Source organism: Domibacillus antri (assembly GCF_001936625.1).
GTDB lineage: Bacteria > Bacillota > Bacilli > Bacillales > Domibacillaceae > Domibacillus > Domibacillus antri.
This window is the reverse complement of sequence record NZ_MSDU01000022.1, coordinates 46,635-59,037: the sequence shown is the minus strand read 5'-3', so window position 1 is coordinate 59,037 and position 12,403 is coordinate 46,635. Positions and strand designations below refer to the sequence as shown.

The 12,403-nt window shown below is 46.0% G+C and carries 12 protein-coding genes; 2 read left to right on the top strand and 10 right to left on the bottom strand.

What is annotated here, in order from left to right; translation table 11 throughout:
- Positions 1–16: 16 nt before the first annotated feature.
- Positions 17–802, top strand: coding sequence for a nucleotidyltransferase domain-containing protein (locus BTO30_RS10705; protein WP_075398718.1), 786 nt, complete (start codon positions 17–19; stop codon positions 800–802).
- A 96-nt stretch (positions 803–898) separates the two neighbouring features.
- Here BTO30_RS10705 and BTO30_RS10700 read toward each other — a convergent pair whose 3' ends face one another.
- The 4 genes from BTO30_RS10700 to BTO30_RS10685 form a co-directional block, all read right to left on the bottom strand.
- Entirely contained in the window at positions 899–2,035 is a 1,137-nt protein-coding gene (locus BTO30_RS10700) for a CapA family protein (protein WP_075398717.1), read from the bottom strand.
- Between the two features lie 160 nt (positions 2,036–2,195).
- Positions 2,196–3,266, bottom strand: coding sequence for a GGDEF domain-containing protein (locus BTO30_RS10695; protein ID WP_075398716.1), 1,071 nt, complete (start codon positions 3,264–3,266; stop codon positions 2,196–2,198).
- Positions 3,267–3,431: 165 nt separating this feature from the next.
- Complete coding sequence (locus tag BTO30_RS10690; protein WP_075398715.1) at positions 3,432–3,701, bottom strand: hypothetical protein; 270 nt, start codon at positions 3,699–3,701, stop codon at positions 3,432–3,434.
- Positions 3,702–3,855: 154 nt separating this feature from the next.
- Positions 3,856–5,004 carry a DUF3238 domain-containing protein gene (locus tag BTO30_RS10685; RefSeq protein ID WP_075398714.1) on the bottom strand — a complete coding sequence of 383 codons (1,149 nt, stop codon included), beginning with the start codon at positions 5,002–5,004 and terminating at the stop codon, positions 3,856–3,858.
- 84 nt (positions 5,005–5,088) lie between these two features.
- On the opposite strand from BTO30_RS10685, the gene BTO30_RS10680 reads away from it, so the two are divergent.
- The gene (locus tag BTO30_RS10680) at positions 5,089–5,490 is read left to right on the top strand and encodes a PH domain-containing protein (protein WP_075398713.1); all 402 of its coding nucleotides are present in this window, start codon (positions 5,089–5,091) and stop codon (positions 5,488–5,490) included.
- Between the two features lie 299 nt (positions 5,491–5,789).
- Here BTO30_RS10680 and BTO30_RS10675 read toward each other — a convergent pair whose 3' ends face one another.
- The 6 genes from BTO30_RS10675 to BTO30_RS10650 form a co-directional block, all read right to left on the bottom strand.
- A complete protein-coding gene (locus BTO30_RS10675) occupies positions 5,790–5,996 on the bottom strand; it encodes a hypothetical protein (RefSeq protein ID WP_075398712.1) in 207 nt (68 codons plus the stop codon).
- Positions 5,997–6,242: 246 nt separating this feature from the next.
- Positions 6,243–7,022: a hypothetical protein gene (locus BTO30_RS10670; protein WP_075398711.1), complete on the bottom strand. Its 780-nt coding sequence runs from the start codon at positions 7,020–7,022 to the stop codon at positions 6,243–6,245.
- A gap of 77 nt (positions 7,023–7,099) precedes the next feature.
- Positions 7,100–8,299 carry a S1C family serine protease gene (locus tag BTO30_RS10665; RefSeq protein WP_075398710.1) on the bottom strand — a complete coding sequence of 400 codons (1,200 nt, stop codon included), beginning with the start codon at positions 8,297–8,299 and terminating at the stop codon, positions 7,100–7,102.
- A gap of 150 nt (positions 8,300–8,449) precedes the next feature.
- Positions 8,450–9,847: a sensor histidine kinase gene (locus BTO30_RS10660; protein ID WP_245796427.1), complete on the bottom strand. Its 1,398-nt coding sequence runs from the start codon at positions 9,845–9,847 to the stop codon at positions 8,450–8,452.
- Positions 9,837–10,511: a response regulator transcription factor gene (locus BTO30_RS10655; protein ID WP_075398709.1), complete on the bottom strand. Its 675-nt coding sequence runs from the start codon at positions 10,509–10,511 to the stop codon at positions 9,837–9,839. The genes BTO30_RS10660 and BTO30_RS10655 overlap by 11 nt, the downstream gene beginning before the upstream one ends.
- 153 nt (positions 10,512–10,664) lie before the next feature.
- Positions 10,665–12,359: an ATP-binding protein gene (locus BTO30_RS10650; RefSeq protein WP_075398708.1), complete on the bottom strand. Its 1,695-nt coding sequence runs from the start codon at positions 12,357–12,359 to the stop codon at positions 10,665–10,667.
- Positions 12,360–12,403 lie beyond the last annotated feature (44 nt).

The window sequence follows — 12,403 nt, the reverse complement described above, 5'->3', positions numbered from 1 at the left end:
AGCAGGAGGTGTTTTTTTGAAAGAGACCATTTTAAAAACGCTCGAACAGATTGAAAAGGACCATCATGTGAAAGTGCTGTACGCCTGTGAATCCGGCAGCCGGGCATGGGGCGTTTCGTCAAAAGACAGCGATTATGATGTGCGGTTCATTTATGTTCATCCGCCCGACTCTTATTTAAGCATCGATCCGGTTGGTATCGGAAAAAAACGTGATGTGATCGAGCTGCCGGTCAACGTTTTGCTTGATGTGAGCGGCTGGGAGCTGACGAAAGCGCTGAAACTGTTTCGAAAATCAAATCCGCCTCTTTTCGAATGGCTTGGCTCGAACATTGTTTATTACGAGGCGTATTCCGCCATCGAGGAAATGAAAAAAATGAAGCAACGTCTTTTTTCCCCTTCTTCCTGTCTGTACCATTATTTGAACATGGCCAATCAAAATTTCGGTCAAATTTTGCGCGGCGGTCAAGTGACGCCGAAACATTATATCAATGTTTTGCGCCCTGTTCTGGCGGCGAAATGGATTGAGCAGCATCATACCTTTCCTCCGCTCGAATTGCAAACGCTGCTTGAACAAACTGTACCGGAAAAAGAAGTGAAAATGGAATTCGAGCGTCTTTTAAAACAAAAAATCGCCGGTGAAACGTTAAATACAGCAATGCGTTTTGACTTGATGAATGACTTTTTAACTGTTGAAATTGCCCGAATGGAATCTTATGCGAAAAAACTCCAGGTGAATAGGCCAGATCCAACCCGGAAGCTTGATTTGCTTTTTCAAAATACTCTTGAAGAAGCGTGGCATTAAATCAAAAAATGCCGCTATGAGAAAAGCTCAAACGTTTCTCTGTACGCTCCTTTTTTTCCTGAGGGTGATTTTTGCACCAACAAAAACAACCGGTGATTATTCAGCGGCTGTTTCTTGCTGATATATCATCCAGACTGCTTCTGTTCCATTAATTTGATTGGATACATCTATAATTTTATTCATGACACGTTCTTTTTCGGCTCCATCAAGTCGTTTCGGCTGGTAATTGTTCCGCTCCGTCAGCGATGAAATGGAGAATGGGACCGCATTGATGTCTTTTTGACCGGTCAGCTTGCCGTCCTCTAAATGGAACGTCTGCTGGAACACAAATGTATCTTTATCAGCCGGATTCCGGTTGCCGCCGAACATGAAATTGCCGAGACTGTACACGATAAATTTCCCGTTGTATTCTTCAATCCCCTGGATAACATGAGGATGGTGGCCGACAACAAGATCGGCTCCCGCATCCACTGTAAAGCGGGCCAGTGTCTTTTGAGATTCTTCCGGTACGTAGCTGCGTTCAATCCCCCAGTGGAAATGAACGATCACAATGCCGACACTGTCATTTCGCAGCTGCTGAATATCGGATTCTACCTGCTCTCGGATTTCTGCTGTATCATTCCAGCCTTCATAGCCGAGCACACCGACTTTTACGCCTTTTATTTCTGTCACATATTGATGATCGTAGCCAAAATACCCGATCTTTTCTTTTTCAAGACTCGCAATAGTATCATCATATCCCTGCTGCAAGTAATCATAAATGTGATTATTCGCCAGGTTAACGGCTTCAATGCCGCCATTCGTCAAAATTTGCGCATATTCCGGATCGCCTTTGAAACGAAACTTTTTCGCTGCTTTTTCCGTTGCTTCCGTCAATGTCGTTTCTAAATTGACCGTTGACAGGTCATCTTCTTCAAACACCCCGTCCAATTCCGTAGTAAAATGCGACAGTCCATTTTTTTCCGCTTCATGAGGAAATGAGCCTTCATATGTAAACGCTTCATCCGTTCCAAGCGTAAAGTCACCGGCTGCACTGACCGTAATGGTTTTTTTGTCCGGTTCTTTTTCCGTTTCGGTTTTTGTGGTATCGCTCACGTCATTTTCATCTGGAGTTGTCAATAAATTGACCAGCAGCGTGACAAAAATGAGCAAAAAAAGCGCTGCCAACGTTAACCGAACCCATCTTTTTAGCCGTCTCCTTTTTCGTCTTCCCCCACTTCTTTGTCCTGTCATGGAAAAAATAAGCCCCCTGCTTCTTTTTCGCTATTATACTACAATTCTACTGAAAATACAGACAATTTTATACATATGTTCCCCTGCCAGCCGCATATCCGCACACTTTCTTCTTCCAGAAAAAAACAAAATCCGGCTGAGTCCATTACTCAACCGGATTTCATCTTTTCGCACATAGGACTTTATTTTTCCCGCTGCTCTTCCCTTTTATTAACATCCGATCCGCGCGATTTATAAGCTTTTCCATTTGGGCTTCACCGTTATATTGTGCGCAGCCAATCGTCATCGTGACGGCAAGCGCTTCCCCTTCATACACCACTTGCTGTTTTTCAACGATCATTCGGAGCTGTTCAGCCCGCGCCACCCCTTCTTTTTCATCCGCGCCATTCAGTAAAATGAGAAACTCTTCCCCTCCCCATCTGGAAACGACATCTTCTTTTAATATCGCTTTACTGAGCAATTCACTGCACGTTTTGAGCACGATATCACCGCACTCGTGGCCATATGTATCATTAAATTTCTTGAAATTATCGACATCCATCAGCAAAATCGAAAAGGGTGTATGATCCTTCTTTTCCTTTTCCATTGCTTCATGGAGATGCCCATACATTGTACGCCTGTTCAAAAGACCTGTCAGCGGATCAGTGCCCGCCATTTTCGACAATTTTTTGTTTGAATCCGTCAATGTATATAGTCCTTTATCCACCGTGGCTCTGAACAAAGAAGCCATTATAAAGACAATAATAAACACCATCGACACATTTACATGATAAAACACACGGATCATTTGATCGCTGTATTCGTAATATGGAGCGAATTGAAAAAGAGTCAAGTGATACAGAGCAAGATATAAAGCCAGATTTCCAAGAACGGCCAGCATCTTGCACACATTTAAAATCGACGGCAAAAAGATCACAGCGTAGACGGCGGTAAATACAAAATAATGAAATCCTGCATCCCATTCGGTCAAAAAAGTGGATAGAGAAGGATTCACCATGATTTCCATCATCAATAAAATTGAATGAAGCCGGCACCGTCCGGCTTCAATAAGGAAAAACATGCCGGCGGTCAGCAGCAGACATGTCACAAAGTTGGCAGCTGCTAATATCCATGCATCCGTCAAGATAAAGATAATGCTCCAGACCGAATGCGCAATGATGGCAACGATTGTAGCGATCTTCCACAAATGCTGTGCTTGTTCTTCAACAGAAAATTCCTGTACACTTTTCACCGCCAATTCCCCCTCCAGCAGCAACCTGTAAAACACGATCCGTTTATAAATTGATCTTAGCACAATCAGATCGTATCCAGTAATATATACCTATTTTAAAAGAGGTGAATTGACGGAAATTGTGAAAAAAGTATGTTAATTTTAGTCATACTTCTATATACCTGATTACTTTCCCTGATATTTGCCGGCTGTTGAAGCGGACAATGCCGTCAGCACAAACAAAATACCGAATAAAACCGATGCGTAACTTAACCCGATTCGGATAAAATCATTCTCCACCGGCCATAAAAAACTGCTGCTGTATAATAAAACCGACAAGGCCATACACACAATTGCCGGTTTAAAATCATTCAACTCTTTCCCCTTTTTACGCATTCCCGTTATTAATAAAAACCATCCGAGGCCCATCAGCACGCTGAATGCAACGATCACCATAAATAGATGCTCCCTCCTTTTTTCGATATACAACCCGCTGTTCGGAAAACAAACATGCCTTTCTCTCCTGTTATATTTTTTCAAAAAGGCTTGTCCGTTATGTATGCGTCATTTGACTGAAGAAAAGACTGCTCACGCCTGAGACAGTCTTCAATCACCTCATGTTCGACATGCGCCAGAAACGGTTTGCTGCCGGGGGTGCGAGCCGCTCCAATCCGCGGCTTTTTGAAAGGTGCAGCGGCTGCCAGGAGTCTTCGCCTTGCTTTAGATATACTTCATGATGCGGGGCTTCATCGTGTTCGCCGCTCACATCAAACACGCCGTTTTTGTAAAATGTCATATACACTTCGTATACAATATCGGGCGCCGGCACGAGCGGGTTGCCAACAGAATGCGTCAGTAAAAACGATACTTTCTCCGCATCTTCCTGCACACCCTTTATTTCAATGCCTTCATCCGGTGCCCTGTCCTGTTTAATCAGCTGTTTGTTCCACGAATAGCCTCTCGATGCGCCGACATCCCGCGAAAGTGTTACGGAACCGCCTTTTATTTGCACATCAGCCCTCGTCCGATACCGGCTTGATCTAGGATGAAACCCGCGGTTATCCCCCTCGAAAAAGCGCATGTCCGACAAGAATACCGGATTTGGAATCCACTTGTCTTTCAAAAAGGTCGTATAACGGACGAAGAATTTTTCTTTCCCATCAGCTGGCTTATAGTTCAAATGCTGGGCGGGACGGCCGATGTCTTTATCAATAAAAAATGTTTCAACGAGCGCATCATCTTCGTTTTCAGTGATTTTGAAGAAGCCGATGATCCTCGAAATCAAAGAGGGCTCATCGTTTCCGTCTTCTTCAGCCGGCTCCATTACACGCGTCGCTTTAATCCGGTACGCGTATGATTCATCGTTTTTGAGGTCTTGATCGCGGAATCCCGCTTCCTTCACTGTCCCGGCATAATCGCCATTCCGGTAAATCTCGTATTCACCGGCCCCTTTTATCTCTTCCCACGCCATAGCCACTTCGCCGTCTTTCACAACCGTTGTGACAATCAGTTCCTGCAGTGGAATATCTTCATTTTTATCTTCCCGTTTCACCGCCGTAGCGGTCTGGATTTTAAGCGTCTCTTCGCCTTCTATCACATAAGAGTAGAGCGTACCCGGGATAAGCCCGGTGTCTGTAAATTCTCGGCCGGAACCGTTATATATTTCTCTCCCGTCTTTCCAAATCCGCTTCTCTGGTGACGGGTCGGTCCAGGTGAATGAAATGCTGTCCGGTGTCTGACTGACAGATGTGATGTTCATCACCATTCCCCCTTTCTTCCCGTCCTTTACCCTGTTTTGTGCGGATCAAAAACATGATAAGATGGAAATAAAAGGGTGATCCATATGTACTTTCCGACAAAAAAAGATCTCTGGATTTATCCTATATCCGCCATCGCTGCCTTTGTCTGCCTGATGCTTCCGTTTATCGAGAAGGACTATTTTATGCTGCTTTTCACCGCTCCGCCCGGTGTGTTTATGGTATGGAGCTGGTTCAAAACCGGCTATGAAATAGGCGGCGATGAGTTAACGATCTATTCCGGTCCGATCAAAAAACGGATACCTATTCACGAAATCCGCAAAACAAAAAGGATTCTTTCGTCGCCCGCATTATCCATGGACCGCCTGGAAATATCGTATAGCGTCCACTATCACATTGCGGTTATTTCCCCAATCCATCAGACTGAATTTGTCCGGCTTCCCGTCCAGAAAAATAGCGGCATCCAATTGGACGAACGGTTAAAATAAAGATCTTATAATAAAGGAACAGTCCTTCGTCCATCACAGCTGGCTTTCAGGACTGTTCTTTTCATTTTTTTCCGGCGCGCCCGATCAGAAGGACGAGTGCCAACAACGGAATCCCAAGCAGCAATCCGATTCCAATTGTATAGAAGGCTTCCAAAATCATCGTTTTTCATCCAGCTTCCGTTCAATCCGCTTAAGTTGTCTCGACCGATTTCTCCTGGCGCGGCTGCCAAAAAAGAGAAGCAATAATGAAACAGCGGGCATAAGCAGCTGAAAGATTAAATCCCCGGTATGAACACCCATCATCCGTAAAATCCAATGGCCTTCAGCAGCGCAGTGCCGGTGAATGTCACTGCAACCCCCGTACCAAGTGCCATTACGGTCACTTTTTTGTCTTTTACTTCATGATACGCGAGAAAGGCTGTCATCACGGACATAAGTAGCCCAAAGAAAATAGCAGCGGCGGGACTCGTCGGCGTAATAAAATCATATCCATGCAAGAAATCCATTGTGATTCCTCCATTCACCATATATATCCCTATTATACTATATTATGTAAATTTATCCAAACTGATCTGATAGAAAAAAATAAAACGGATGGTCCCATAAGTGTGAATGGCCGGATTCTGCTTCGTGAAGGCCGAATGACCAAACATCCGGCCTTCACAGCAAACATTCCGGCCCAAAATCAGAAAATCCGGCTGTAGAAATGAAAAAGGGTGTCTCAAACATTTATTAAGACACCCCCTTGCCGATTAACGGAATGGCACTTTTTCGACTCCCAGCGCTTCAAGTTCAGCTTCAGCCTCATCAAGTAATGCTTCTGCTTCCGCTTTCGTTTCATCATCCAGACCTTTCAAAATATCGCCTTCGCGGCCTCTCTTGCCTCCGCGTTCCAGACGCTCTACGCCAATAGCCGCCAGCTGCTCGTCTACTTCTTCATGCGTCAGGCTCCCCTCTCTATGCTGCTCCATAATGGCTTCCGCTTTTGCTTTTGTTTCGTCATCGAGATCCGCAAATGGATCAACGCGTTCCGGAAGGGTGACGCCAATGGCTTCAAGCTGTGCCGCCGCTTCTTCCTCCGTTATGGTGCCCTCTCTCTTCTGTTCTAAAATCGCTTCCGCTTTTGCCTTTGTTTCCTCATCTAAGCCGGCAAGAAAATCCCCTTTGCCGCCATGATTTCGATGTCCACCTCGTTCCGGAAGCTCCAAGCCAAGGGCAGCAAGCTGTTCTTTTCCTTCATCATGCGTTATCGTTCCGTTATGAAGGTTTTCCATAATGGCTTCCGCTTTTGCTTTTGTCTCTTCATCCAAATTCGCAAATAAATCGCCTTTCTCTTTTTTTTCGGGCAAGTCTACACCGATGTCTGCGAGTTTTGTGCGAAGGGTATCCATGACGGTTTGCACTTTTTTCTTTGTTTCACTGTCAAGTGCTGTTTCGCTGGCGGCAGCCAGCGCCGGCAAGCTTGCTGTTCCTAACACTCCCAGTGATAGGGCACCTGTCATGATGTAATGAACCCATTTGTTTTTCTTCATTTTGTTTTCCTCCTAAATATGATCTTGGCATGGTACAATGCTTACTTTAACCAGCCTTGGTGAAAGTTCAGTGAAAATTACCGGCTTTGTGCAGATAATGTTAACGAAACCGTTTTTTTCTTGCCGTCCCGATAAAATTTGATGACCACTTTATCACCAATTTCCGCTTCATTATATAAATATTTTCGGAAATCAGCGGTGCTGCCTACTGTCGTATCATTTACCGCCACAATCACATCGCCCGCTTCAAACCCTGCTTTATCCGCCGGTGATCCTGTTTCCACCTGAGAAATTACCGTTCCTGCTGTCACGGTTTCCGGAAGGCCGATCTGCTGCAGCGCATGAGTCGGCAGCGCACTGACATCTTCAAGACCGACGCCGAGATATGGCCGCTGCACTTCGCCTTTTTCCATCAATTCCTCAATGACCGGAATCGCATCTTCCGACGGGATGGCAAAACCGAGTCCTTCGACGCCGCTTTCGGCAATTTTCAAGCTGTTAATGCCAACGACCTGACCGGCGCTGTTAATAAGTGCGCCGCCGCTGTTGCCCGGGTTAATGGCCGCATCCGTTTGAATGACATTAAGCTCCCACTCGCCCGCAGATGTCGTGACCGGTACGCTCCGATCGACGCCGCTCACGATTCCTTCGGTCACGGTGCTCGATAAATCAAGGCCGAGCGGATTTCCAATTGCCGCCACCTGTTCGCCCAATTTCAAGGCGCTTGAATCCCCAAACTCCGCCACTTCCGTTACATGGGCACTGGAAATTTCAAGAACAGCCAAATCGGTCAGCGCATCTGCTCCGACCAGTTTTGCCTCGACACGTTCACCGCCGGCAAGTGCCACTTCGACGGTGTCCGCCCCTTCCACAACGTGATTGTTTGTTACGATGTAGCTTGTTTTTTCACCTTTTTTGAAAATAACCCCTGATCCGGTTCCCGCTTCCTGTTCCTTTTCTGTATCCGATGTTTCCACCGCCGGTCCGCCAAATAGGTTCAGCTGCTGCGCCTGCAAATTCACGACCCCGACAACTGCTTCGTCAACCGCATCAATCGCGCTGACCAGATCCTTTGATGAAGCAGCCATTGAGGCTGGCTGAACAGTAATGTTCCCTGCTGCGTCACTGACAGACGGTGCCGTCATATCCGTGATCGCCGGTGATAAGTAAAACATCATCGTTCCGCCCGCAAGGACACCCGTAAATGAAGCAGCGGCCATTTTCATAAACCCTTTTTCTTTTTTTTGCGGTGCCGAATATCTTTCTTCCGTTTCCATCTATCATCTCTCCTTTTTATTTCTATCATTTGATCTGACTTGATTGTAAAAAAGAAAAGTGAAAAGACGGTGAAAAGAGGAAAGAACATTTCTAATTTTCTTCATGCTCATCATCCGCTGCCCACATAAAAAAACGGCCTCAACGGCGAATTATTTTTTCGCTGTGGAGGCCGTTTGGTTCAACGGTATATAGACTGTAAATGTACTTCCTTTTTCAGGTTCACTTTCCACACGGATCGATCCATTGTGAATACCGGCGATCCATTTCGCAATGGAGAGGCCCAGGCCGTGACCGCCGAGTGCGCGCGTCCGTGATTTATCAGACCGGTAAAAGCGGTCAAAGATGCGGGGCAGGTCATCCCGATGAATGCCGATGCCTTCATCTTTGACCGACATCGTCCACTCCTTTTCCCCTTTTTCCAGCGTCAACGTGACATGGCCGCCATCCGGTGAATACTTCACCGCATTATCCAGCAAAATGTAAAGCAGCTGCTTTAACCGTTCGCGGTCACCCATTACGTTCATTTCATCAGGGGCATGTAAATGCAGCGAGATTTGATTCGCTTCCGCATGCGGCGTCAGCGATTCAATGACATTTTCCGCCTCTATATTCAAATCAAACCGTTCATACGACCGTTCGACACCCCCTGAATCGGCCCGTGCCAGTACAAGCAAGTCGCTGACAAGAGCGGTCATCCGCTTCACTTCCAGCTTCATATTCCGCAGCAATTTTTGTGCAAATGGATCTTCTTCCACACCGTCGGTCATTTCCATCGCATCAATTGATGAGAGCATGACACTTAACGGCGTGCGCAGTTCATGAGACGCATCCCCGACAAATTCCTTCTGCCGGTTAAAGGCGTTTGAAATCGGCCCCATCGCTTTTTTCGACATCATATAACTCAAGAAAACCGCCACACCGGCAAATAATACCATCAAGCCCGCCAGCACAATGAGCAGCCAGTTAAACAGCTGATACGCAAATGAAATATCTTTTCCGATATAAATCATCCCGATAAACTGATTGTTGTAAAAAATGGGGCTCCCGTCAATCATGAGCCGGACCTTATCTGAACCGGATGGCCGCTCGACTTCTTCCCCGCCAATTCTTCTTTCCGGAAACGTCACTGTGAGCGTTTCTTCCCGAATTTGATTCCGCTCCGGCACCCAGCCTGCAACAAGTGTAAGCAGTTCGTTCCGCAAATGGGGGATCGTTTCACTGCCCATCACCAGATTGCCTTGTGCATCGACTACATAATAGAAAAACTGATCGACACCGGCAAGAACGAGTTCCTGACTGCCGAGCCCCCGCAGTTCATTTCGGGCACTTTCCGCTAAATAATTGCTGATAATACGCGTTTCCTGCCGGGTTAACTTTTCTAATTCACGCTCCTGGTCACGTAAAATAACCATATATAAAAGCGTATACACGATGATGATAAACAAGACGAGAAACAGCATGAGCAGGCCGCTGTACTGCATCGTCAGTCTCGTTTGCGTTCCTTTAAACAGATCGCGTTCGCCGCGTTTCCAAAACTTACTCTTCAACTTTATACCCGACCCCTCTGATGCTTTGAATGATGTCCTGGCGGCCGAATACATCGAGTTTTTTCCGCAAAAGTTTCACGGTGGCATCAATCGTTTTCGTCGTGACATCCGCGTCATAGCCCCAGATGCGGTCTAAAATGAGATCACGCGTCAGCACCTGCCCTTTATTTTGCACGAGCAGATCGAGCAGCTGAAATTCACGCGGACTTAATTGAAGCGATTCCCCGCCAAGGTGAATCGTCTGGCTGTTCCGGTTCAAATCAATCCCTTGAATCGAAACCGTTTCTTCGACGATCGGCGCATAATTGCGGCGTGTCAGGGCACGAAGACGGGCAAGCAGTTCATCGATCTCAAACGGTTTGACGAGATAATCATCCGCACCGGAATCGAGCCCGGCAACCCGGTCTTCCACCGCATCTTTCGCCGTCAGCATTAAAATCGCACCTGAATACCCGTCACGGCGCAAATCGCGGCACACATCAATCCCATCGCCATTCGGCATCATCCAGTCCAAAACGAGTACATCATAATGAGAAGCGGAGGCATAATCATACGCATCTTCCCCTTCTGTCACCCAGTCCACGTTATATCCGCCTTTCTTTTTCAGCATAAAACGGACTAATTCGCCAAGCTGCAAATCGTCTTCCGCCAGCAGAATATTCATCCGGTCCACTTCCTTTCTTCTCTATTTTATACTACAAGCTGATGAAAAAAGAGTGAAAAAAAGCTTGAAGAGACTCATTCTCTCCAAGCTCGATTGTAACGGGCAGCTGCTTGTCCGTTTTGAAACGCCCTTTTAGTGACCTGAGGCACGCCGTCAATTTTCTCCAATAGGCAGGCGGATCGTAAAGGCCGTGCCGGCATTTACCTCCGAATGAACATCAATCTTCCCGCCGTACTGCTCCACAATGTTGAAGCAAACCATCAGTCCAAGTCCGGTGCCATCCTCTTTCGTTGAGTAAAACGGTTCACCGAGTCTTTCAAGCACGCTTTCCTGTATCCCTTTTCCCTCATCCTCAATGCAAATCACAATAAATTGATCCTTTATTTGAGCGGATGCGCGGATGACCCCGCCGTCATTCATGGCTTCAATGGCATTTTTAATAATATTAATGAACACTTGCTTCATCTGTCCCGCATTGCAAAAAACCGGACACCCATCATTTACATCCTCGTACTTTATGTCAATCCGCTTCATAACGGCCTGTGGCTGCAAAAGCATGCAGACGTCGCGCAGCATTTTACCCGCATCACACATTTTCATGTCAATCGAAAGAGGTTTCCCGAGTACTAACAATTCACTCGCAATCGTTTCAATCCGGTCAATTTCATCTTCAATGATATTGTAATGGTCCGAATTGATTGATCCTTCTTTAGCGAGTTTCACAAAACCTTTAATGGACGTAAGCGGGTTGCGTACTTCATGGGCAATGCTTGCGGCAAGCTGCCCGGCAATGCTTAACTTTTCCGTTTTAATTGTCAGCTGCTGATGCTCTTTCCGCTCTTTAATACTGCGGATAATGGAGATATCTGTAAACTGACTCGGATCATGAAAGACAAAGGGAAAACTGACAACTTCCACGTCAATGATACTGCCTTTGAATGTTTTCACCTGCATTTCCGCCAGCGGCAGCTTTTCACCGATGGTCAGCTGATAAAAACGGCCGCGAATGGCCTCGTGAAATTCCGGCTGAAAAATGGCCCAAATCGATTTGCCCGGAAATGCGTCCATTTCACATTCAAAGAGCTGTGCAGCCGCTCGGTTGCCATATATAATCCGGAAGTTTTCTGTTATCAATACAGGCTCCGGCATTTCTGCAATTAAATTTCTATAATGGGAATTGATCATTTGAAACTCTTCATTGAGATGATGAATTTTTTCTTCCAGCTGCTCTTCCATAAATAATGAAGGAGCGTGATTATGTTTTCGATAAAATAATGAGGGGGTCAATTCCGTATCCGTCATGACATACTGGTGGCTTTTCATTAATTCCATATGAATATTGGCCGGAATTTCAGCACCGTTATACGAGCAAACCGTAAAAATTCGAACCGATTCAATGTCTTGATCGGCCTGCAATTCATAAATGGGCAGATTTTCAAGCACGCAGCAGTGCCCCTCTCCCCACCGTACTTTGCTCCATGTTCTGACCGGAATATCATTCTCTGTATACGGCTTGATCACATCAGCAAACGTCTTCAACACTGCCGAAATATTAAACGACTGATGCGCTCCGTAAAACTCATCATTGTCCGCGAATATAATCGTATCCAGCTGCTTCTGGCTGAACCCCTTTGAAGCAAGACGGTCGATCACCTTTTCATACATGGACCGGTGTTCGATCAGAACAGCACCATGTCCAAATTCAAGGCCGGCGGCAAGAAACGATACTGCATTTTCAATATATTTTTCATGATCGGAATAGACATATAAAAGATGCGCTCCACTCGTCAGCTCCATATTTTTTGTCAAAGCTACTCTTGGATGCAGTATGTTTTTAGCGCTTTCCACGTTCGCTCCCTCATTCACACAACCATTTTTTTCTTAATTTTAAC